At 68.7% G+C, this 22,748-nt stretch carries 19 protein-coding genes; 11 read left to right on the top strand and 8 right to left on the bottom strand.

Features of this window, described 5'->3' with window-relative positions; genetic code table 11:
- Positions 1-446 precede the first annotated feature (446 nt).
- Positions 447-1,811 carry a glutamine synthetase family protein gene (locus NBG84_RS19240; RefSeq protein WP_250920734.1) on the bottom strand — a complete coding sequence of 455 codons (1,365 nt, stop codon included), beginning with the start codon at positions 1,809-1,811 and terminating at the stop codon, positions 447-449.
- A gap of 78 nt (positions 1,812-1,889) precedes the next feature.
- Between NBG84_RS19240 and NBG84_RS19235 the strand changes: the two genes are divergently transcribed.
- The 3 genes from NBG84_RS19235 to NBG84_RS19225 all read left to right on the top strand — a co-directional run bounded on the left by NBG84_RS19235 (position 1,890) and on the right by NBG84_RS19225 (position 5,011).
- Positions 1,890-2,618, top strand: a complete 729-nt coding sequence (locus NBG84_RS19235; RefSeq protein WP_250920733.1) for a FadR/GntR family transcriptional regulator — start codon at positions 1,890-1,892, stop codon at positions 2,616-2,618.
- Positions 2,619-2,846: 228 nt separating this feature from the next.
- Positions 2,847-4,298, top strand: a complete 1,452-nt coding sequence (eat, locus tag NBG84_RS19230) for an ethanolamine permease (protein WP_250920732.1) — start codon at positions 2,847-2,849, stop codon at positions 4,296-4,298.
- An 11-nt stretch (positions 4,299-4,309) separates the two neighbouring features.
- Complete coding sequence (locus tag NBG84_RS19225; protein ID WP_250920731.1) at positions 4,310-5,011, top strand: gamma-glutamyl-gamma-aminobutyrate hydrolase family protein; 702 nt, start codon at positions 4,310-4,312, stop codon at positions 5,009-5,011.
- Positions 5,012-5,098: 87 nt separating this feature from the next.
- Here the strand turns inward: NBG84_RS19225 and NBG84_RS19220 are convergent, their stop codons facing one another.
- On the bottom strand, positions 5,099-6,022 hold the full coding sequence (locus NBG84_RS19220; RefSeq protein WP_250920730.1) for a LysR family transcriptional regulator: 924 nt from the start codon (positions 6,020-6,022) through the stop codon (positions 5,099-5,101).
- Positions 6,023-6,092: 70 nt separating this feature from the next.
- Between NBG84_RS19220 and NBG84_RS19215 the strand changes: the two genes are divergently transcribed.
- Complete coding sequence (locus NBG84_RS19215) at positions 6,093-7,241, top strand: TDT family transporter (RefSeq protein ID WP_250920729.1); 1,149 nt, start codon at positions 6,093-6,095, stop codon at positions 7,239-7,241.
- On the opposite strand, the gene NBG84_RS19210 is transcribed toward NBG84_RS19215, so the two are convergent.
- From NBG84_RS19210 to NBG84_RS19195, 4 genes are all read right to left on the bottom strand, one after another.
- Positions 7,168-7,893, bottom strand: a complete 726-nt coding sequence (locus tag NBG84_RS19210) for a helical backbone metal receptor (RefSeq protein WP_250920728.1) — start codon at positions 7,891-7,893, stop codon at positions 7,168-7,170. The genes NBG84_RS19215 and NBG84_RS19210 overlap by 74 nt on opposite strands.
- Before the next feature lie 2 nt (positions 7,894-7,895).
- The gene (locus NBG84_RS19205) at positions 7,896-8,495 is read right to left on the bottom strand and encodes a helix-turn-helix domain-containing protein (RefSeq protein WP_250920727.1); all 600 of its coding nucleotides are present in this window, start codon (positions 8,493-8,495) and stop codon (positions 7,896-7,898) included.
- A gap of 198 nt (positions 8,496-8,693) precedes the next feature.
- Entirely contained in the window at positions 8,694-10,490 is a 1,797-nt protein-coding gene (locus NBG84_RS19200; protein ID WP_250920726.1) for an ABC transporter permease/substrate binding protein, read from the bottom strand.
- The gene (locus tag NBG84_RS19195) at positions 10,483-11,631 is read right to left on the bottom strand and encodes a quaternary amine ABC transporter ATP-binding protein (protein ID WP_250920804.1); all 1,149 of its coding nucleotides are present in this window, start codon (positions 11,629-11,631) and stop codon (positions 10,483-10,485) included. Before NBG84_RS19195 ends, NBG84_RS19200 begins: the two co-directional genes overlap by 8 nt.
- Before the next feature lie 394 nt (positions 11,632-12,025).
- Here NBG84_RS19195 and NBG84_RS19190 point away from each other — a divergent pair, with 394 nt between their 5' ends.
- Together NBG84_RS19190 and NBG84_RS19185 are read left to right on the top strand one after the other, a co-directional pair.
- Positions 12,026-12,931 (top strand): 5'-3' exonuclease, encoded by a 906-nt coding sequence (locus NBG84_RS19190; protein WP_250920803.1) that lies wholly within the window; start codon positions 12,026-12,028, stop codon positions 12,929-12,931.
- A gap of 87 nt (positions 12,932-13,018) precedes the next feature.
- Positions 13,019-13,864: a siderophore-interacting protein gene (locus NBG84_RS19185; protein ID WP_250920725.1), complete on the top strand. Its 846-nt coding sequence runs from the start codon at positions 13,019-13,021 to the stop codon at positions 13,862-13,864.
- A 367-nt stretch (positions 13,865-14,231) separates the two neighbouring features.
- Here NBG84_RS19185 and NBG84_RS19180 read toward each other — a convergent pair whose 3' ends face one another.
- Complete coding sequence (locus NBG84_RS19180; protein WP_250920724.1) at positions 14,232-14,921, bottom strand: MerR family transcriptional regulator; 690 nt, start codon at positions 14,919-14,921, stop codon at positions 14,232-14,234.
- Between the two features lie 139 nt (positions 14,922-15,060).
- Between NBG84_RS19180 and NBG84_RS19175 the strand changes: the two genes are divergently transcribed.
- The 5 genes from NBG84_RS19175 to NBG84_RS19155 all read left to right on the top strand — a co-directional run bounded on the left by NBG84_RS19175 (position 15,061) and on the right by NBG84_RS19155 (position 19,693).
- Positions 15,061-15,999 carry a hypothetical protein gene (locus NBG84_RS19175; protein ID WP_250920723.1) on the top strand — a complete coding sequence of 313 codons (939 nt, stop codon included), beginning with the start codon at positions 15,061-15,063 and terminating at the stop codon, positions 15,997-15,999.
- On the top strand, positions 15,996-16,460 hold the full coding sequence (locus NBG84_RS19170) for an ABA4-like family protein (protein ID WP_250920722.1): 465 nt from the start codon (positions 15,996-15,998) through the stop codon (positions 16,458-16,460). The genes NBG84_RS19175 and NBG84_RS19170 overlap by 4 nt, the downstream gene beginning before the upstream one ends.
- 269 nt (positions 16,461-16,729) lie before the next feature.
- Positions 16,730-17,314: a sigma-70 family RNA polymerase sigma factor gene (locus NBG84_RS19165; protein WP_250920721.1), complete on the top strand. Its 585-nt coding sequence runs from the start codon at positions 16,730-16,732 to the stop codon at positions 17,312-17,314.
- A complete protein-coding gene (locus NBG84_RS19160; protein WP_250920720.1) occupies positions 17,311-18,057 on the top strand; it encodes an anti-sigma factor in 747 nt (248 codons plus the stop codon). Before NBG84_RS19165 ends, NBG84_RS19160 begins: the two co-directional genes overlap by 4 nt.
- Positions 18,058-18,322: 265 nt before the next feature.
- Positions 18,323-19,693: a cryptochrome/photolyase family protein gene (locus NBG84_RS19155; protein WP_250920719.1), complete on the top strand. Its 1,371-nt coding sequence runs from the start codon at positions 18,323-18,325 to the stop codon at positions 19,691-19,693.
- A 115-nt stretch (positions 19,694-19,808) separates the two neighbouring features.
- Here NBG84_RS19155 and NBG84_RS19150 read toward each other — a convergent pair whose 3' ends face one another.
- On the bottom strand, positions 19,809-22,640 hold the full coding sequence (locus NBG84_RS19150) for a DEAD/DEAH box helicase (RefSeq protein ID WP_250920718.1): 2,832 nt from the start codon (positions 22,638-22,640) through the stop codon (positions 19,809-19,811).
- Positions 22,641-22,748 lie beyond the last annotated feature (108 nt).

Below are 22,748 nucleotides of genomic sequence, written 5' to 3'. Positions count from 1 at the left end.
GGTCTCAGGCTGTCCGAAGGGGCCCGCTCATGGGCGAAGCGCCATCGGGGGCGGGATGGCGGATACGGGGTTCCGATGGATCGGTTGCCCCTTCCGGACCCGGGGGCGGTGGCCGGGTCACCGTCGGCTCGTCGAATCCGCACTCGTTGAATCCACGCTCGTCGAATCCACGCTCGTTGAACGCGAACTCGTTGAATCCACGCTCGTTGCGGTTGAATCCGTGCTCGCTGCCGGACAGCGCCGTCTCCCGTGTGGTGCGTGAGCGGGACGGATGGGGTGCGGAGTGGGGAGACCGCCGGTTCACCGCCGTCGATGGTGACCGGTGGTGAACGGTGGCGCGTGGTGACATCCGGTGTTCTCCATGCGATGCGGTTATGGGTTGGGTGCCGGTTGACGCGTCTGCGGGTGGTGGCGGGGCTTTCGTGTTCCCGCGTCTCATATGTTGTTCAGTGCCGTTCAAAGGAGCGGCGCAGTTCCCAGTCGGTCACGGCGGCATCGAAGGCGGCGAGTTCAACGCGGGCCATATTGCGGTAGTGGGCGACGACCTCGGCGCCAAAGGCTTCCTTGGCGATGGGACTGTTCTCCCAGAGCTCGGCCGCTTCCCGCAAGGTGGCCGGGACCTCGGCGTAGCCCGCCGTGTAGGCGTTTCCAGCGCATTCATCGGGCAGTTCGAGATTCTTTTCGATGCCGTGGATGCCGGCCGCGATCAGTCCCGCGACGGCGAGATGCGGATTGACATCGCCACCGGGCAGCCGATTCTCACAGCGCATCGAACGCCCGTGCCCCACGACCCTGAGCGCACAGGTGCGATTGTCATATCCCCAGGCGACGGCGGTGGGCGCGAAGCTGCCGGGTTGAAATCGCTTGTATGAGTTCACATTGGGCGCGTAGAGCAGGGTGAAGTCCCTGAGCGCGGCGAGCTGACCGGCGAGGAAGTGCCGCATCACGGGCGACATCGCGCCGCGCTCGTCCCCCGCCATGACATTGCGGCCGTCCGCGTCCGCGAGCGAGACATGGATATGGCAGGAGTTTCCCTCGCGCTCGTTGTACTTGGCCATAAAGGTGAGCGAGACGCCTTCTTGGTCAGCGATCTCCTTCGCCCCGGTCTTGTAAAGGGCGTGCTGATCACAGGTGACCAGGGCATCGTCATAGCGGAACACGATCTCATGCTGGCCCGGATTGCATTCGCCCTTCGCGGATTCAACGGTCAGTCCGGCCGTCGCCATTTCCTTTCGGATACGCCGTAGCAGTGGCTCGACGCGGCCGGTGCCCAGGATCGAGTAGTCGACGTTGTACTGATTGACCGGGGTGAGTCCGCGATAGTCGCGGTCCCAGGCCTGCTCGTAGCTGTCCTTGAAGACGATGAACTCCAGCTCGGTACCGACCTTGGCGGTGAAGCCGTGCTCGGCGAGGCGCTCCAGCTGACGGCGGAGGATCTGGCGGGGTGCCGCAACCACGGGAGAACCGTCGTTCCAGGTGAGATCGGCGATCAGCAGGGCCGTGCCGTCATTCCACGGAATGCGCCGCAAGGTAGCGGTGTCCGGGCGCATCGCGAAGTCGCCGTAGCCGCGGTCCCATGAGGACATCTCATAGCCGTCGACGGTGTTCATCTCGGTGTCGACGGCGAGGAGGTAGTTGCAGCCCTCCGTGCCGTGCTCAAGGACCTCGTCGAGGAAGAAGTTCGCGGCGAACCGCTTGCCCTGGAGCCGTCCCTGCATATCGGGAAAGGCGAGCACCACGGTGTCGATCTCTCCACTCGCCACGAGGGCGGTGAGCTCATCGACCCCGAGTGGAGGTGTGCGGTCTGCCACGAGATTGCGCCTCCTTGGGTAAACCGGAAGCCCTAAGGTATTGCTGAAGACCATTGATTGGGAAGAGGAAACGACGACGTGGCGAAGAACGACGCGGCAACTGACCGACTGACTCCCGTACTGCGGCCGGTGCGCGCGGGCAACGGCTTCGAAGAGGCGCTGGAGCAAATCCTGCAGTTGCTGCGCCTTGGCCTGGTGCCCAGCGGAGAGCGGCTGCCGGCGGAGCGCGAGTTGGCCGAGCGGCTGGGAATCAGCCGGGTCACCCTGCGCGAGGTGCTGAGAGTCCTCACCGACCAGGGCCTGGTGGAGAGCAGACGCGGCCGGTACGGCGGAACCTTTGTGCTGAGCCGGCCCGAGGCCCCGGGCGAGGACGAGTTGCGCCGTCGGGTGCGCGCGGTGAACGTCGAAGACACCCTGCGCTTCCGCGAGGTCCTTGAGGTGGGAGCAGCGGGGCTCTGTGCGGCGGGCGGCCTCACGAGGGCGGACACCATACGGTTGCGGAGCGCCCTGGCGGCGACCCATGACGCTCCACTGACCGAGTACCGCCGCCGGGACACCCTGCTCCATCTCACCCTGGCCGACCTCTCCGGTTCCGTATCGCTCACCTCGCAGTACGCCGCCGTGCGGGCGACCCTGAACGACCTCCTTGACTGCATCCCCCTCCTCGTCCGGAATCTTGAGCATTCGCAGCACCAGCACTCCGTACTGGTGGAGGCGGTGCTCGACGGGGATGCGGACGGCGCACGGGAAATGATGCGTGAGCACTGCGAGGGCACGGCCTCCCTGTTGCGCGGCTTTCTGTCCTGACCACAGGCCTTCCGTCCCGATCGCCTGAGACCACGGCCGGACCCACCGGCCTCCTCCCGGGGTCCGCCCCCAGCGGCATGGCCGGCTCGCACAGCCGACACCGGCACCCGGGGCGCGTTGGCCTTCCACCCCCGCCCGGTCAACTGAAGCTTCCCGCACGGGTCTTGCCTATTGCCCACCCCTACCGCAAAGGTGTCTGCACAAACCTTTGAACGCCAGGAGTGACCCATGGCCGAAGGCACCACTCAACCCACCCCCTCCCCGGTCGACGCCCACCCCGATGACGGCTATCTGCGCCGACGCACCCTTCGCCGGGGCAGCGCGGGCTGGTTGCTGCTCACCGGACTCGGGGTGGCGTATGTCGTCTCGGGTGACTTCTCCGGGTGGAACATCGGACTGTCCAAGGGCGGTTTCGGCGGACTAGCCATCGCCACCCTCCTCATGGGCGTGATGTACGCCTGTCTGGTCTTCACCCTCGCGGAACTGTCGGCGATCCTGCCCACGGCGGGCGGTGGTTATGGCTTCGCCCGCCGGGCACTCGGCACCTGGGGCGGCTTCCTCACCGGCACGGCCATTCTGATCGAGTACATCCTCGCCCCCGCCGCGATCTCCATCTTCATCGGCGACTATGTGGAATCACTCGGCCTGTTCGGCCTGGAATCGGGCTGGCCCGTCTATCTCGCCTGCTTCGCCGTCTTCATCGGTATCCATCTGTGGGGCGTGGGCGAGGCGCTGCGTTTCAGCCTGGTGGTCACGGCCATCGCGGTGGCCGCGCTGCTCATCTTCGCGCTGGGGGCGTTCACCGATTTCCACGCGGGGCACCTCGATGACATCCCTGTCGACACCGATGCGTTCGGCGCCAACTCCTGGCTGCCGTTCGGACTCCTGGGCATCTGGGCCGCCTTCCCCTTCGGCATGTGGTTCTTTCTGGGCGTCGAAGGCGTGCCCCTGGCCGCGGAAGAGGCCAAGGATCCGGTGCGGTCCCTGCCCAAGGCCTTGGCGATCTCCCTGGTGATCCTGGTGCTGCTGGCCATCCTCACCTTCTTCGCGGCCACCGGAGCGCGCGGTTCGGCAGCCATCCAGGAGGCCGGAAACCCCCTGGTGGTAGCACTTCAGGGCAATGGCGATCCGACGGCGCTCAGCCGGTTTGTGAACTATGCGGGCCTGGCCGGTCTGGTTGCCTCCTTCTTCTCCCTGATCTACGCGGGCTCCCGTCAGCTCTTCGCCCTCTCCCGTGCCGGCTATCTGCCCCGCTTCCTCTCCCTCACCAGCCGGCGCAAGTCCCCCTATCTGGGATTGCTGATCCCGGGGGCCATCGGGTTCGCCCTCGCGGCGTCCACCGGGAACGGCGCGCGCATGCTGAACATCGCGGTCTTCGGCGCGACCATCAGCTATGCCCTGATGGCGCTCTCGCACATCGTGCTGCGCCGCCGAGAGCCGTCGCTGCCCCGTCCCTACCGCACCCCGGGTGGGCTGCTGACTTCTTCCGTCGCCTTTGTGCTCGCGCTCTCCGCGCTGGTGGCGACCTTCCTGGTGGACAAGTCCGCGGCGTTTATCGCGTTGGGCGTCTATGCCGTCGCGCTCATCTATTTCGCCGCCTACAGTCAGTTCCGGTTGGTGGCCAGGGCCCCGGAAGAGGAATTCGCCGCCCTGGCGGCGGCCGAGGCCGAGCTCAAATGAAAGCGAGTCAGGTGTCCCACCCCCTCATCGGCATCACCACCTATGTCAGTCCCGCGGCTTGGGGCGTCTGGGAGATGCCCGCCGCACTGCTGCCAGCGACGTATCCGGCCCTCGTTCAGCGGGCCGGTGGGGTGGCGGTCATGCTGCCGCCCGATACCGCGGCCACCGCTGCCACAGCGGTCGTGGCCAGGCTGGACGGCCTGGTCATCGCGGGTGGCGCCGATGTGGCCCCCGAGCGGTACGGCGCCTCGCCGCACCCGCGCACGGGACCGCCCGCCCATGATCGGGACCACTGGGAACTGGCCCTGGTCACAGCGGCCTTGGCGGCGGGCAAGCCGGTGTTGGGGATCTGCCGGGGGATGCAGCTGCTCAATGTCGCCCTGGGCGGCACCCTGCTCCAGCACCTGGACGGCCATATCGAAGCAGAGGGAGTGTTCGGCAGCCATCTGGTGAAACCGGTGCCGAACACGCTCTACGCCTCGATCGTCCCGGAGGCGACCGAGGTACCGACCTATCACCACCAGGCAGTGGATCGACTGACACCCTCGCTGATGGCCGGCGCTCATGCCGAGGACGGCACGGTGGAGGCGGTGGAGCGGGCGACGCCAGGCACGGCGGGCGAGAGCTGGGTGCTGGGAGTGCAGTGGCATCCGGAGATGGGTGAGGACACCCGGGTGATGCGGGCACTGGTCGAGGTGGCCTCACCGGTGTAGTCGCGGACGCTTCAGGGGGCGCCACCGCGCAGGCGTGGTCGGCACCGCTGCCGCGCGGGGGGAACCGGCCTGGGCGGTCCTCCCGGCTCACCCCTTCGTCAGCCCCAGCAGGTCCCGCGCCGGGCCGGTCGGGCGCTGTGAGCGCCGCCAGACCGCCCGCAGCGCCCGCCGCAGTTCCACCCCCTCCACCCGCACCCGGATCAATCGACGCGCGGCGAGCTCCTCCGTCACCGCCAGCTCGCTCATCACCACCGGCCCCGCACCACTGATCGCCGCCGCCTTCACCGCCGTGGTGGAGGCGAGCTCCAGCAGTGGCTCCGCCGGGCCACCGCACTGGGCGAGGGCGGAGTCCAGCACCTGGCGCGTACCGCTCCCCCGCTCCCTCAGGATCAACGGTGCCGCGGCCAGCTCGGCGGCGGTCAGCGGCTCCCGTTGGCGGGCCCACTCATGCCCGGGGGCCACCGTCACCACCAGCCGGTCATGTCCGATGACCGCTCCGTCCAGGCCGTCCGGAACGGCCAGCCCCTCCACGAACCCCAGTTCCGCATCGCCGGCGAGGAGTCGTTCGGCGACCATCGCCGAGTTCCCCGCCAGGAGCGAGACCGCGGTGTCCGGTCGCTGGGTGCGCAGCGCGATCAGCCATCTGGGCAGCAGATACTCGGCGATCGTCATCGAGGCGGCGACCCGAAGCCGGGAGTCCCGGCGTCCCTTGAGTGCCTGCGCCCCGGCGTCGAACACCTCCGCCGCCTCCACCACCCGCCGCGCCCAGTCCGTGACCAGCGCACCCGCCTCGGTGAGCTGTGAGCCACGCGGTGAACGATCGACCAGGGCCAGCCCCAGTTGTCGTTCCATCGAACGGATGCGGCTGCTCGCGGCGGGCTGGGTGATCCCCATCTCGCGGGCCGCCCGGCCCAGGCTGCCGTGCCTGGCGACAGCGAGGAGTAGCTCCAGGGCGCCCAGGTCGGGCACCCGATGGGCCAGTGGCCCCCGCTCCGCACGGTCATCGCTCATCAGTCCAGCTTATGAGGTCATAACCAGAAGATCCCTGGTGAGTCGGACCAACCGGCCGCACAGTGACACCATGGCCACTGCCGTCCACCTGCGCATACCGGACACCGCACCACCGCGGCTCGCACCGCTGCGTCACTTCGCACCCAACTGGTACGCACCGGTCATGGGCACCGCCATCGTGGGCAACGCGGGAGCCGCGCTCGGCGTCCCCGCTCTGCGTACGGTGTTCACCGCGGTGTGGGCGGTATCGGCCGTACTGCTGGCCCTCGTGGTCACCGCCCGCGCCCTGCACTGGCGCCACCACCGCGACCAGGCCAGGGCCCATCTGCTGGACCCCGCCATCGCACCCTTCTACGGCTGTGCGCCGATGGCGCTGCTGGCCGTCGGCTCCGGCGCGCTGACGCTGGGTCCCGCGCTGCTGGGCACCGGGGCCGCGGTCATCACCGGCTTCCTGCTGCTGGCGGTGGGCACCCTGACCGCCGTGGGAGCGGCCACCGCGATCCCCTATCTGATGGTGGTGCGCCACCGCGTAGACCCCGGTACCGCGTCCCCCGTCTGGCTGCTGCCCGTGGTCGCGCCGATGGTGGCCGCGGCGTCCTGTCCACTGCTGATACCGCATCTGCCCACCGGTGAGTGGCGGACCGCGGTACTGCTGGGGAGCTGTGCGATGTTCGGGGCGAGCCTGCTGGCCACACTGGCCGTCCTGCCCCTGCTCCTCGCCCGACTCATCCACCGCGGTCCGCTTCCGCTCGCCCTCACCCCCGCGCTCTTCCTGGTCCTTGGCCCGCTCGGACAGTCAACGACGGCCACCGATGCCATGGCCGAGGCGTCCCGGACCGTGCTCCCGGTGCCGTACGGCACCGGATTCAGTGTGTTCGCCCTGGTCTACGGCGTTGCGGTGATGGGTTTCGCGCTGCTGTGGTTGGCGCTCGCCGGGGCCATGACGGTACGAGCGCTACGCCGGGGGATGCCCTTCACCCTGGGCTGGTGGGCCTTCACCTTCCCGGTCGGCACCTGTGTGACGGGCGCTGCCGCCCTCGGGGACCGTACGGGTCTGACAGCGCTGACCGTACTGGCCCATGGGCTCTACGCCCTGCTCGGCACCGCCTGGGTGGTGACCGGTGTCCGCACGGTGCGCGGGCTGGTCAGCGAAGGGCTGCTCGCAGCGCCGCGCCCAGCACCGCGGGCGCCGTCACCAACGACGGCCCGTACCAGGTGAGATGGCGCCCGCTGACCAGTGCGGCGGGCAGTTGGGGGAAGGCCTCCGGCCCGTCGGCCGCGCTGAAGCGGTAGGGCTCATCGGGCAGCACCACCAGCCGCGCCCCACTGGTGCGCAGTTCGTCGAGCGGCACCCGCGGATATCGGTCGGCGTGGTCGGCGTACACATTGCGTACGCCGAGCCGTTGGAGCAGATCGCCGGCGAAGGTGTCTTGTCCGAGCACCATCCAGGGCCGCCGCCAGATCGGCACGACCGCGGGCACCTGCGATCCACTGGCCGGCATCGCTCCCGACCAGGCCTCGACGGCCTGATCCAGCCAGTGCGGCCGATCAAGGCCACAGCCGTCCACCAGCACTCGTTCCAGTTCACGAAACGCCTGCTCAAGGTCGCGCACCTCGGTGAGGAGCACCCGGAGGCCGGCCGCGCGCAGTGCGTCAAGATCGGGTTGGCGGTTCTCCTCCTCGTTGGCGATCACCAGATCGGGCGCCAGCCGGATCACGGCCGTCACATCGGGGTTCTTGGTGCCTCCGACGCGCGGCACATCCAGGTCCGCCGGGTGGGTGCACCAGTCGGTCGCTCCCACCAGCAGCCCGGGCGCGGTGCGGGCCACCGCCTCGGTGAGCGAGGGGACCAGCGAGAGGACCCGCGGCACCGCTAGCGCTCCGGCGTGTCAAGGTGCTCGGCGACGGTGACCACCAGGATCCGGGTCTCCGGGAGGGTGGCGCGCCAACGATGGCGCACCCCGCCGGACAGAAAGAGCGCGTCGCCGCTGCCCAGCCGGTAGGCCCGGCCCTCGGCCTCCACCTCCACCGCACCGTCGGCGACATACATGATCTCGTCGTTGCGGTGCTGGAACTCACCGTCGGTGTCGCGTTCCCCGGTGAACTCCAGGGCCTCCAACTGATGCCGTCCGTGCACCAGCCGCCGGATTCCACCGCCCTCGCGCGGGACGATTGGTTCCGCTTCGTCGACGGGGGTGGTCCGGGCCCGTACGACGGCGACGGTCCTGGCCGCGTCGGATGCGGCCATCAGCCGTCCCACGGTGGTTTCCAGGGCGTCGGCGACCAACTGGAGCGAGCGGGTGCTCGGACGGGCCCGTTCGTTCTCGATCTGGCTGAGGAAGGGCACGGAGAGACCGCTGCGCTCGGCGACCACGGCAAGGGTGAGCTCCAGGGTGCGCCGGCGCCTGCGCACAGCGGCACCCACCCGAAGCGGTTCGCTCTCCTTCGGGTCCTTGCCGTCCTTTGCGTCCATCCGCCCAGCTCCCCTTCCTGGTCCTGTCTCACCATACGCAGCTTCCGGCCCCGGTCGCGCGTATACGGTGCACAGGCCAGGTATCCAGCGGGCGCTGGACGGGTGCCTGGCGCACTCAGCGGGAAGGGGTGGCACCCGTTGACCCAACGGGACCACCCCCTCACACCGTGTCATCCGGTGCCGTACCGCCCAGGACGGCTACTGCGGTGCCATGGCCTTCTCAACCTGCGGATTCTCACTCAGCCAGGTGCGGACTGCGTCCTGTTCCTCGCCCTTGCCCGCCTGCTGGATCTCCGCCTCAAGATCCGTGAGCTGCTTCTCGGTGAGCCGGAAGTCCTTGAGCCACTGGGCGATCTCGGGCTGGTCCGCCGAGAACCCCTTGCGTGCGACGGTGTGCACTCCATCGCCCTTGCCCCAGGCGTTCTTCGGGTCCTTCAGCTTCTTCAGGTCATAGGTGCTGTAGGCCCAGTGCGGCGACCAGAGGGTCGTCAGCACGGGTTCCTTCTTCTGGTACGCGCGCTTCAGTTCGGCGAGCATGCCGGGGGTGGAGCCGTCGATGACCTTGTACTCGCCGGTGAGGCCGTACTCCTTGAGGACCTTGTCCTTCAGGAGTCCCATCATCCCGGCGCTCGGCTCGATGCCGATGACGCGCCCCTCGAACCTCGCCGACTGGCCCTTGAGGTCGTCGAGCGAGTCGACGCCCTTGACGTACGAGGGAACGGAGAGCTCCAGCGATGTGGGGCCGTACCAGGGGCCGAGGTCTTCCAGTTCGCTCGCGTACTTCTTCCAGTACGTGGCATGGGTGATCGGCAGCCAGGCATCGGTCTGGAAGTCGATCTGACCGCCGGCGAGCCCGGTGTAGAGGGCGCCGGCCTCCAGTTGTTGGGTCTCGACCGCGAAGCCGCGCCGCTCCAGCACCTCCTTCCAGAGGAAGGTGGAGGCGATGCCCTCGTCCCAGGGGATGTAGCCGATGGTCACCTCACGGCCCTTGCCGATCCCACCAGCACGCTCTTCGTCCGCCTTGCCCGCGCCGCCGAAGACGCCCATACCGCCGGCGACCAGCGCGAGGATCACCACACCGACGAGGGCGACCACGGGCTGCGGCCGGTAGTTCCAGAGCGAGGGGCCACCGGCGGCCTCCTTGGCCCGGGCGATCGCACGTCGACCGAGTGGGGAGACCTGACGGCCGAGTTCACCGGTGATCCGGTCGAGGTACATGGCGAGGATGACGATGGAGACGCCCGCCTCGAAGCCGAGGCCGATGTCGACATTGCCGATCGCCCGGTAGACCGCTCCACCGAGCCCGCCCCCGCCGACCATGCCGGCGATGACCACCATGGACAGTCCGAGCATGATGACCTGGTTGACCCCGGCCATGATCGTGGGCAGCGCCAGCGGAAGCTGTACGCGGATGAGGGTGTCCTTCGGGGTGGTGCCGAACGCCTCGGCGGCCTCCACCAGTTCCTTGTCGACCTGGCGGATACCGAGCTCGGTCATCCGCACACCGGGCGGCAGGGCGAAGACGATCGTGGCGATGATGCCGGGAACCACCCCGACCCCGAAGAAGATGATGCCCGGGATCAGATAGACCATGGCCGGCATGGTCTGCATGAAGTCCAGCACCGGCCGGATGATCGCGCTGACCGTCTTGGAGCGCGAGGCCCAGATGCCGAGCGGTACGGCGATGGCCAGGGTGACGACGGTGGCGACGAGCACCAGCGACAGCGTCGACATGGCCTCGTCCCAGAGTTCGATGGAGTCCACCAGCGCGAAGCCCGCGAAGGCGAGAACACCGGCGAGCAGTCCGCGCAGCCACCAGGCCAGTACGGCCAGGACACCGGCGAAGAGCAGCGGCTCGGGCGCGGAGAGGGCCGCGTCGATGCCGTCGTACATGCCGGTGACAAAGGAACTGATCGCGTCGAACAGCCAGGAGAGGTGGAACTGGAGCCAGTCGACACCCCGATCGACCACATCACCGAGGGGGAGCCTAGGCACGGGCTACCTCCCTGGCGTCCAGGTCCGCGTCCGGGGTGGAGAGGGAAGCCGTCTTCGCGGCCGGTTCCGGTGAGCCCATGGGCTCACCCAGGACGGCGAGCAGCCGGGAGCGCGGGACGACTCCGGTGAGCTCACCGGAGTCGTCGACGACGGCGACGGGCGCGTCGGTGGCCGAGCAGGGGGTGAAGAGTCCGACGATCGGGGCATCGGCCATGACCGTGATCGGCGCGGCGGCGAGCACGTCCTTGGCGCAGGTCAGCTTCCGGCCGCTGTCCGTCACCATTCCGTACGCGCTGTCGGCGTCCGCCATGATCGCGCCGGCGGTCAGCACCCTGGATCGATCCACGTCCTGGGTGAAGGAGGCGACATAGTCATCGGCGGGGGTGACGAGAATGTCCTCCGCCGTGCCGAGCTGAACGATTCTGCCGTCCCGCATCACGGCGATCTGGTCGCCGAGCCGCATGGCCTCGTTGAGGTCGTGGGTGATGAAGACAATGGTCTTCTTGAGCGTCTTCTGAAGCTCAAGGAGCTGATCCTGCATATCGCGGCGGATCAGCGGGTCGAGCGCGCTGAAGGACTCGTCCATCAGCAGGAGATCAGCGTCAGTGGCGAGCGCTCGGGCCAGCCCGACCCGCTGCTGCATTCCGCCGGAGAGCTCATCGGGCCAGGAGTCCTCCCAACCGGCGAGGCCGACCAGCTCCAGGGCCTCCGTCGCGCGCCGTCTGCGCTCGGGCGCGGACACGCCCTGCACCTCAAGGCCGTATCCGGCGTTGTCGAGCACGCTGCGGTGGGGGAAGAGGGCGAAGTGCTGAAAGACCATACTGATCTTGGTGGAGCGTACGGCGCGCAGCTCGCGGGGGCTCAGGGCGGTCAGGTCCTGGCCATCGAAGAGAACGCGGCCGGCGGTCGGGGCGAGCAGCCCGTTGAGCATCCGCAGCAGGGTGGACTTGCCGGACCCCGAGAGGCCCATGACGACGAACGTCTGGCCAGGCTCGACCGTGAACGAGGCGTCGATCACGGCAGCCGTCGTGCCGTCGGAGCGAAGTTCGGCACGGTCAGCGCCTTCTTCGAGCCTGCGTACCGCTTCGTCGGGTCGTCTGCCGAACACCTTGTACAAGTGCTCGGACTGGAGCCTGGACACATACACCTCACGCCGTTGGAACGAAACGATCAACCAGCCCCTCCTGGTGGATCGCAGATGAGCCCGGCGGGTTCCGCCCGCTCACTCCCCGTTGCGGTTGTTACTGGTGTTGCTGCTGAAACTGCAACCGGGAGCGGCTCAAGGGGCACGCCTGCCCCTGGCCTGCGAAAACAAACAAAAGAGTGACCCACGTCACCTTTGCCCACTTTGGGCTAGTCGATTGCACCTCTCTGGGGTTCCTGTGTGACTCCGCGCGACCCCTGACGGCCCTCTCGCGGCCCCGGATGCCCCGGGTCGGCCGTCGCGAACCCGAGGTGTCGGGTGCGCGCCCGGTCGGTCGTTGCCGTTCGGTGTCAGTGGGCTGCGGCATCATCGGGGTGTGACGCGACGCCTGATGCTCCTCGACACCGCTTCCCTGTACTTCCGCGCCTACTTCGGAGTTCCCGACTCCGTCCGGGCACCCGACGGCACACCGGTGAACGCGGTGCGCGGACTGCTTGAATTCATCACCCGGCTGGTCCAGGACCACCATCCGGACGATCTGGTCGCCTGCTGGGACAACGACTGGCGACCGCAGTGGCGGGTCGATCTGATCCCCTCGTACAAGGCGCACCGCGTCGCGGTCGAGACCGAACTCGGTCCGGACGAGGAGGAGACACCGGACACCCTGGCTCCCCAGGTCCCCGTGATCGCCGACGTGCTGGACGCCCTCGGTATCGCCAGGGTCGGCGCCGACGGGTACGAAGCCGACGACGTCATCGGCACACTCACCGCCCGCGCCAGCGGGCCGGTCGACATCGTCACCGGCGACCGAGACCTCTTCCAACTGGTGGACGACGCCCGTGCCCGCCGGGTGCTGTATCCACTGAAGGGCGTCGGCATGCTCCAGATCACGGATGAGAGCTGGCTGCGCGAGAAGTACGGGGTGGACGGCCAGGGGTACGCCGAGATGGCGGTGTTGCGCGGTGATCCCAGCGATGGACTGCCGGGAGTGCCCGGGATCGGCGAGAAGACGGCGACCAAACTGCTGGACGCGTTCGGCGATCTGGCCGGAGTGATGGCGGCCGTGGACGACCCGACCGCCAAGCTGACTCCCGCACAGCGCAAACGGCTCGATGAGGCCAGGGACTACGTCGCGGTCGCACCGACCGTCGTGCGGGTGGCCTCGGACATCTCCCTACCGGCGTTCGAACCCGCGCTGCCTTCCGGGCCCCGCGATCCGGCGGCGCTGGAGGCCCTCTCGGCGCGCTGGGGCCTGGGCAACCCGCTCCAACGCCTCCTGACCACCCTTCAAAGGTGATGTACCCCGCTCGCATGAGCTGTGGTTTCCTGAGCCAGGTGTTAACTTAGGTAAGCCTAAGCACTGCGCGAGTTCAGGGAGACCACCGTGGCGGAACAACCGGCCCGTACTGCACCAAGGGATATTTACGAAGCCCGTGTGGTCCATACCGAGCGTCTCACCCCCCATATGATCCGGGTGGTCTTCGGTGGGGAGGGTCTGGCCGGCTTCGCTACGGAGGGGTTCACGGACAGCTATGTGAAGCTGGTGTTCCCTGCCGAGGGCATCACCTATCCGGAGCCGTTCGATCTGGTGCGCATCCGCAAGGAGTTCCCACGCGACCAGTGGCCCCCGAACCGCACCTATACGGTCCGCGCCTGGGACGCCGCCCAGGGCGAAATGACCATTGACTTCGTGGTGCACGGCGATCAGGGGCTCGCCGGGCCGTGGGCCGCGGCGGCAGCGCCCGGCGATGTGCTGCGCATCCTGGGCCCGAGCGGTGACTACGCCCCGAGGGCAGGGGCGGACTGGCATCTTCTGGTCGGCGACGAGAGCGCGCTCCCCGCGATCGCCTCGGCGCTGGAGCGGATGCCCGAGGGCGCCCTGGTCCACGCGTTCGTCGAGGTGGAGAACGCGGAGGAGGAGCAGAAGCTCATCACCCCGGACGGCGTCGAGATCCAGTGGCTGCACCGCGGGGGCCGCCCGGTCGGCGAGGCCCTGGTGTCGGCGGTGACCGGGCTGGACTTCCCCGAGGGCGAGGTGTGCGCCTTCGTCCACGGCGAGGCCGCTTTCGTGAAGGAGCTGCGGCGCCATCTGCGCCTGGAACGCCAGGTGCCGCGTGAGCGGTTGTCGATCTCGGGGTACTGGCGCTACGGCAAGAACGACGAGGCGTGGCGCGCGGTGAAGCGCGAGTGGAACGAGCAGGTGGAACGCGAGCAGGAGCGGTCGGCTTAACGGCGCGACCCACCCGACGCCATGACCCCTCGGCCGGACGGCTGGGGGGTCTTCTCGTCGGGGCGCACCACCCCGATCCGCCGGTCGGCCGGTGCCGCTCGGCAGCGCGCGAGCTGACACAGCCAGCGAGACCGCCGGAGCGGAGGGCACTCCGCTCACCGGCGGGGTGGGGGGCCTGGACCCCACGGACGCTGAAGGCAGCAGTGCTTCAACGGCCGGCCCGACGCTGGAGAAGAAGCCCGACGGCCGTGATGAGGAATGCCCGGGATGCCGCCGGCTTTCACGAATCCCCGGGCGATGACAGGGGAGGGAACCCCGTCCCCGCCCGGCGCCGGAGAGACCCCGCACCCCCTCATGCCGCCGCGGACTACCGAGTGATCTCCCCATCGCCACCCGCCGCGGCCTGCCCGTGGGACGCCGCCTCGCCGTACATCCGGGAGGAACGGTCCACATGGGCGAGGTGCCGTAGCGCCGAGAACATCGCCTCCCCGACCACGGTTCCCACTATGACGCTCTCCACCACACCGTCCAGGGCCGACCTGGCCGACCTGGCCGCGACGGCCTCCAGGTCGGCGCGTGCGACCTCCTCGGCCGCTTCGGCATAGACGTCCAGCACCTGGACGAAGTCTTCATGGCCAACGCGCCGCAGGGTGGCCAGGGCCATGGCCAGTGACTCCTTGGCCGGACAGTCGTGTACGTCCTGCCAACCCCGCTGGGTGACCAGTTCGTCCACCTGCTCACGCGCGGCCAGCAGCGCTTCGTCCGGCTCTGCGGCGGGGTAGCGCGGCACCAGCAGATCCGATGCCACTCCGAGCACCTTGTGTATCGACTTGGCCGGGTCATCGACCGCGGCGAGCACCTCCGCGATGGCGGCGACCTTGAGCCCCCCGACATCGAGCAGCGCACGGATCAGCCGCAGCCGCCGCTCGTGCGCTTCGCCGTAGGCCGCCTGATTGGGGCTGGTCAACTGCCCGGCCGGCAGCAGCCCTTCGCGTACGTAGTACTTGATCGTCGGCACTGGAACCCCAGTCCTACGACTCAACTCGCCGATGCGCACGGCTCGTTCACCTCTTCGCCCTTGCCATTGCCGCTGACCATCATAGATAGTGACGATTACGGATAGTGGACAGTGCCGCTATCCATACTATGACGGGGGTACTCCTATGCCTTCCTGGCGCTCATGGCACCGACCACTCATGATCTTCGCCGGGTCGATGGCCGTCATGACAGTCGTCTCCGCGGTGGGAATGCTGATCGACGACCGCATGCTGGTGGGCTCGACCATCTGGTTCAAACCCTTTAAGTTCTCGATTTCCTTTCTGCTCTACGCGGTGTCGTTGGCGTGGATGCTCTCCCTCATCACCCGTGGCCAACGGGTGGGCCGGTGGGCGGGGAGCACGGTCGCCGCGACCGGAGCCATCGAGATGGTGATCATCACCGGACAGGTCATCCGCGGCAAGCGAAGCCACTTCAACAGCGAGACGGACCTCGACACCCTGCTCTACAGAATCATGGCGCTCACGATCGTCATCCTCTGGACGGCGGCGGTGACCATCGCGGTCCTGCTGTTCCGCTCCCGAATCGAGGACCGCGCGTCCACCTGGGCGCTGCGCGGGGGCTCGGTGATCGCGCTGATCGGCGCGGGGCTCGGATTTCTGATGACCATGCCCACCGCCGACCAGCGGAAGGACCCCGCGGCGACCTCCGTGGGAGCCCATAGTGTCGGCGTGGCGGACGGCGGCGCCTCCATGCCGCTGACCGGCTGGTCCACGACCGGTGGCGATCTGCGCATACCGCACTTCGTGGGCATGCACGCTCTCCAGATACTGCCGCTGGTGCTGCTCGCCCTGCTGCTCCTCGCGGCCCGCTTCCCCCGGCTCGGCGACGAGCGCGTTCGGGTGCGGCTGGTGCTGACGGCGTCCGGGGCGTACGTGGCGGTCCTCGCGCTCGTCACCTGGCAGGCGCTGCGGGGGCAGTCGCTGATCCACCCCGACGGTGCGACCCTCACCGCCGCGGCCGTCATCGTCGCGGGCTGCGCCGCGGCGACCTATGCCTCCCTCCGCGGTGGGGCGACACCCCCCGACCAGCCGGTACCAGGCGACCAGAGCCGCACGACAACGGAGCTGCCGGTATGACCGACTTCCTCTTCGATCTCTCATTCCTGCTGGCGGTCCCCGTCTGGCTGCTGATGATCCTGGCGCCGAACTGGCGCCCCACCGCGCGCGTCGCGGCCTCACCACTGACCGTGGTGCCGATCCTCATCGTCTACACCGCGCTCGCGATTCCCGTGCTGCCCGAGCTGTGGACCCTGGTGAGCGGGCCAAGCGTGCCCAAGCTCCAGGACCTGGTGGAGGTCGCGGACGGCGCCGGGGCCCTCTGGGCACAGATCATCGCCTGGGACCTGCTGATCGGGCAGTGGATGTTCCTGGAGTCCCGGAAGTGGGGAATCCACCCGCTGGTGATGAGCCCCCTGCTCGTTCTGACGATCCTGCTCTCGCCGTTCGCCTTCCCCGTCTTCCTGCTGCTCCGGGCCCTGGGAATGGCCCGCGCGACCAAGGACAAGCACCCCACCGTGCCTCAAGAGGCTATCCAGTAGACCCGCCGAGGCAAGGAGCCGGCGATCCTTCGGGGGTGCTGCGCAGGCAGCGCCCCCAAGGCCGTCTTCCGCTCCCATGGGAAGCGCCCGCCCCAGACGACACCACCCCATCGGGTGAATTCCCCACCCGGTGACGGGCGCGATCTCGACCGGCCGGGTGCGATACCTCTGCGACGATCCGCGCACCCAGACCAATCCACTGACGCCACAGCCACGAATGTCTGGTGAAGACTGTCGCACGACAGATCGCTCACTGGAGGAAATACCGCGTGAAAGAACCCGTATTCGCCGGCCGTCCGGCCCCAGCCCAACCGGATCTGCAAGAGCTGATCGGCCTGGTCGCCCGCGGGGACCACGAGGCCTTCTCACGGGTCTACGACGCGGTGTGCGGTCCAGTGCTCGGGCTGGTGCGAGCCGTACTGCGCGATCCCGCCCAGTCGGAGGAGGTGACCCAGGAGGTGCTGATGGAGGTCTGGCGCACCGCTGCCCGCTACCAGCCGTCCCGGGGTTCCGCCATGACCTGGATACTCACACTCGCCCATCGGCGGGCGGTCGACCGGGTTCGCTCGGCCCAAGCCGCGTCCGACCGGGAGCAGCGGGCCGCGCTGCTCGATCGGACTCCCGAGTACGACGAGGTCACCGAGCAGGTGGAAGCAAGCCTCGAACGAGAACAGGTACGGCGCTGCCTCGGTGGTCTGACCGAGCTCCAGCGGCAGTCCGTCACCCTCGCCTACTACCGGGGACTCGCCTACAGCGAGGTCGCCGAACTGCTCGCGGTGCCCTTGGGCACGGTCAAAACACGACTGCGCGACGGACTGATCCGGTTGCGTGACTGCCTGGGGGTGACCGTATGACCACCGCCGACCTCCACACCTTGACCGGCGCCTATGTGCTGCATGCGCTGGGACCGGAAGAGCGCGTCGAATTCGAGCACCACCTCATGGAATGCCCCTCCTGCGATCAAGAGGTGCGGGAACTGGCCGCCACCGCGGGGAAGCTGAGTCTGGTGGTGGCGATGGTGCCGCCGCCAGAGCTCAAGCAGCAGGTGATGCGCCGGATATCGACCGAACGCCAGGAGCCACCGGGACCCGGACGGGCTCGGCTGGAGCGCCGCAGCGGCGGCCGGGCGCTGTCCCGTTTCGTCCTCGCCGCCTGTGTCGCCGCGGCAATGGGCCTTGGCGGGGTGTCCCTCTGGCAACATCAGGAGGCCAACGACGCACGCCAGGCCGCCCAGCGCGCCGAGCGGCAGTCGGCGGAGCTTGCCGCCGTGCTCTCGGCACCGGACGCCAAGCTCGCTGCCGGCGGCCTCCCGGGCGGCGCCAAGGGAACGGTCGTCGTCTCAACCTCCCTGAACAAGGCCGCCTTCTTCACCTCCGGGATGCCCGAACCAGCGGCCGGCAAGGTCTACCAACTGTGGTTCAACGACAACGGCACCATGCGGTCAGCCGGCTTGATGAACCCGGCAACGCCCAACAACGCCGTCCTGATGAAGGGCCCGGTGGACGCCGCCTCGGGCATGGGAGTCACCGTGGAACCCGCGGGCGGCTCATCGGAACCGACGTCCGCCCCCCTCGCGGTGATGAACTTCCCGACCTGAGCCGACCGGCGGGCGGCCCCAGCACCCGCGGCGACAACCCTGCGGGTCAATACACCTGGCGCCCTACCGGCAGCCACCCGCAGGGCCGGCATCGAGCAGGAGGGCGTCGGGTACACCCGGCGCCCTCCGGGGGCATCGGCGACACCGGCTCCCCCAGGACCCGGCCAACCGTCCGCATCCACTCCAAGGAGCTTCCGCTGACCGACTCGACGCCCTGGGCACCAAGCCGTCCACCAGGAACGCCGCGCCCGAGGAGGGGCGGCGAATGAGTGTCTCCGTGCTGCTGTTCACCTCTGATCTGCGGGTTCACGACCAGCCCGCGCTCAGCGCCGCCGTCCGGGAGACCGAGACGGTGGTACCCCTGTTCGTGCTGGACCCGGGGGTGAGCCTGGCCGGTTTCGACGTGCCCAATCGACGTGCCTTCCTCGCCGACTGCCTTTCCTCCCTCGACGCGCAGCTACGTGAGCGCGGCGGCCGGCTGGTGGTCCGTACCGGCGATGTCACCGAACAGGTCTGCCGTGTCGTCACCGAGACCGGTGCGCGTTCGGTGCATATCGCCGCGGGGGTCAGCGCCTACGCACAGCGCCGCGAAGACCGGTTGCGCACGGCACTGAAGGAACTGCGGTGTGAGCTCCGTGCCCACGACGCGGTGATCACCGCGCTGCCACCGGGCGCGGTGACACCGGCCGGCAAGGATCACTTCTCCGTCTTCACCCCCTACTTCCGGCGCTGGGACGAGAACGGGCTCCGCCGAGCGCTGGCCGCGCCGCGACGGGTGACCGTGCCGGAAATCGCCGGCCATCCACTGCCTCGGCGCTCCGCCGTCACCGGAGTCTCCCCTGGTCTGGCCAGCGGAGGTGAGCGAGCCGGAAGACTCCAGCTGACCGCTTGGCTCGCCGACCCCACGGCCGGAGCTGATTCCTATGCGGAACGGCACGACGATCTGCACGGCGATGCCACCTCCCGGCTGTCACCCCATCTCCACTTCGGCACCCTCTCGGCTACCGAACTCATCCAACGGGCCCGCAAGAAGGGCGGACCGGGCGCGGAGGCGTTCGTACGACAGTTGGTGTGGCGCGACTTCCATCATCAGGTGCTCGCGGCCCGGCCGTCGGCGGCCCGGGTCGACTACCGAACCCGAGGGGACCGCTGGCGCGACGACGAGAAGGAGATCACCGCCTGGGAGGAGGGCAGAACCGGCTGTCCGATCGTGGACGCGGGGATGCGTCAACTGCGCCACGAGGGATGGATGCACAACCGGGCCAGACTGCTGACGGCGAGCTACCTGGCCAAAACGCTCTATGTGGACTGGCGGGTGGGAGCGCGTCACTTCCTGGAGTGGCTGGTGGACGGGGACATCGCCAACAACCAGTTGAACTGGCAGTGGGTGGCGGGGACCGGGACCGACACCCGCCCCAATCGTGTGCTCAGCCCGCTGGCCCAGGCCAGACGGTTCGACCCCCACGGCGACTATGTGCGCCGCTGGGTGCCGGAGTTGGCGCATCTGCCAGGGGCGAGGATCCATCGGCCGGAAGAGCTGGGCGACCTGGAGCGGGCCAAGCTCGACTATCCCGAACCGCTGGTCGACCCGGCGGAGGGCAGGGCACGGTTCGAGCGGGCGCGCGGCCTGGACTGAGGAGCCGCCGGAAAACACCCAGCCCGCCCAGCGCTCGCCCGCCGCCAAAACGGGCGAGGGCCGGAGCATCCGTCCGACGCTCCGGCCCTCGCCACCAAGGGGTCCCCTCTCGGGGTCATCCCACCGAGCTGTATGCCACCACGCCTCTCAGCAGCGCGTCCACGGCCTTGCGGGCATTCTTCGCCACCGTGCTGCCGCCCTCCGATGGTGCCGCGGCGGCAATCTGCCCGAGGACGTCAATCACCTGCTTCGACCAGCGAACGAAGTCGCCCGCGGGCATCTCCGCCTCCCGCAGCACCTCGTCCAGACTCTTGTCGGACGCCCATTGATAGGCCGCCCAGGCGAATCCGAGGTCCGGCTCCCGCTGGCCCACACCCTCCGCCTGGTTGATCTTGAAATCCTCCTCCAGGGCGTCCAACCGGCCCCAGATGCGGACCATCTCCCCCAGGGCTGCCTTCGCCGGACCCTCGGGGACCTTCGGTGCCACCGCGTCGTCCGACTGTCGAGCCTCGAAGACCAGCGCCGAGACACAGGCGGCCAACTCGGCCGGGCTCAGTCCCTCCCACACGCCGTCCCGTAGGCACTCGCTCGCCAGCAGATCCAACTCGCCGTAGAGCCGGGCGAGGCGCTTGCCGTGCGCGGTGACCTCGTCCTCGCGTAGGTAGTCCATCTCCGTCAGCAGGGCCACGATGCGATCGAAGGTGCGGGCGATGGTGTTCGTACGCCCCTCGATCCGTCGCTCCAACTGCTTGGTGTCCCGCTGCAACCGGTGGTAGCGCTCGGCCCAACGGGCGTGGTCCTCACGCTCCGAGCAGCCGTGGCAGGGGTGGGCCCGCAGTTCGGTGCGCAGCCGTGCGATCTCACGGTCGTCGGCGGCCGCCGCACGCTCCCTGCGGTGGCGATCGGGCACCAGGTGGCCGGCCTTCGTCCGCAGCGCCGACGCCAGATCACGCCGGGACTGCGGGGAGCGCGGATTGAACGACTTGGGGACCCGCATCCGGTCCAGCGGCTCCACCGGTACCGGGAAGTCGATCGATGCCAACCGCTTGACCTGCCGTTCGGCGGTCAACACCACCGGACGAGGGCCGTCATGGTGCTCGAATCCGCGATGCCCATTGGTCCTCCCGGCCGGAATGCCGGGGTCGAGGACCAGCGCGAGCCCGGCGAACTTACCCGTCGGAACGTGAATGACATCGCCCGGCTTCAGCCGTTCCAAGGACACGGCCGCGGCGGCCCGCCGCTGAGCCGCGCCCTGCTTGGCCAACTCGGTCTCACGGTCCTTGAGGTCACGGCGCATCCGCGCGTACTCCTCGAAGTCACCGAGGTGGCAGGTCATGCCCTCGCGGTAGCCCTCAAGCCCCGCTTCGTTCTTCTGCACCTGCCGGGAGATGCCCACCACCGAACGGTCGGCCTGGAACTGCGCGAAGGACGTCTCCAACAGCTCTCGCGAACGGTGCCGTCCGAACTGCTGCACCAGATTGACCGCCATGTTGTACGAAGGGCGGAAGCTGGAGCGCAGGGGGTAGGTGCGGGTGCCGGCGAGCCCCGCCAGCGCGGTCGGGTCCATCGCCCGCTGCCACAAGACCACCGCATGGCCCTCGACATCGATGCCACGCCGTCCGGCCCGGCCGGTCAACTGGGTGTACTCGCCGGGGGTGATGTCGGCGTGCTGCTCGCCGTTCCACTTGACGAGCTTCTCCAGGACCACCGAGCGCGCGGGCATGTTGATGCCGAGCGCAAGGGTCTCGGTGGCGAACACGGCCTTCACCAGACCGCGGACGAACAACTCCTCCACGACCTCCTTGAAGGTCGGCAGCATTCCGGCGTGGTGCGCGGCGATGCCGCGTTCCAGGCCTTCGAGCCATTCGTAGTAGCCAAGGACATGGAGGTCCTCGGTGGGGATGGTGGAGGTCCGCTCCTCGACGATTTCACGGACCCGGAGGCGGGCGCGGTCGTCATTGAGCCGCAGGCCCGCGTAGAGGCACTGCTGGACGGCGGCCTCACAGGCGGCCCGGCTGAAGATGAAGGTGATCGCGGGCAGCAGCCCCTCGGCGTCAAGGCGCTCGATGACCTCGGGTCGCCCAGGGGTCCAGATCCGGCTGCGCTGACGGCGCTCGCGCTCCCGATCGGCCTCGCGGACCATCTTTCCACGGCGGCGGTCACGGGGGTTGTACGAGCGTTGGTTCTCCATCCGCGCCAAGCGGACGAGATCGGGGTTGACCTCACGTCGGGCCGTACCGCGGCCTCCGTGGTCGGACTCCTCCTCGAAGAGGTCGTACATCCGCCGTCCGGCCATGACGTGCTGCCACAGCGGCACCGGACGGTGTTCGGAGACGATCACCTCGGTGTCACCACGGACCGTGTCGAGCCAGTCGCCGAACTCCTCGGCGTTCGACACGGTCGCCGAGAGCGACACCAGGGTCACCGATTCGGGCAGATGAATGATCACTTCCTCCCAGACCGCGCCCCGGAAGCGGTCGGAGAGGTAGTGCACCTCGTCCATGACGACATAGCCGAGGCCACGCAGCGCCTGCGAGCCCGCGTACAGCATGTTCCGCAGGACCTCGGTGGTCATCACGACCACCGGGGCATCGGAATTCACACTGTTGTCACCGGTGAGCAGGCCCACCCGGTCAGCGCCGTACCGCTTGGCGAGGTCGGTGTACTTCTGGTTGGAGAGTGCCTTGATGGGCGTGGTGTAGAAGCATTTACGGCCCTGCTGGAGGGCGAGGTGAACGGCGAACTCGCCGACGATGGTCTTCCCGGAGCCGGTGGGCGCGGCGACGAGCACACCCCTGCCCGCTTCCAGGGCCTGACAGGCTTCGATCTGGAAGGGGTCCAGATCGAACTCGTACATCTCGCGGAAGGGGGCCAGCGCGGTGGCCTCTTCAGCGGCGCGGATGCGGGCGGCGGCGTAGCGCTCGGCGGGAGAGAGATCCTCGGTCATCTTGTTCACGAGCCTACCCGCCGGGTACGACAGTCAGCGCGGCGTTATTCGACGGATTATCTGGCCCGGGCGCCGCGGGCCCGGCGCCCCACCCGCTGGCCACCGGTC

Origin of the sequence: Streptomyces albipurpureus (assembly GCF_023701525.1) — a bacterium.
In the GTDB taxonomy this organism is placed as follows: domain Bacteria; phylum Actinomycetota; class Actinomycetes; order Streptomycetales; family Streptomycetaceae; genus Streptomyces; species Streptomyces albipurpureus.
This window is presented reverse-complemented; position numbering and strand designations above follow the sequence as displayed.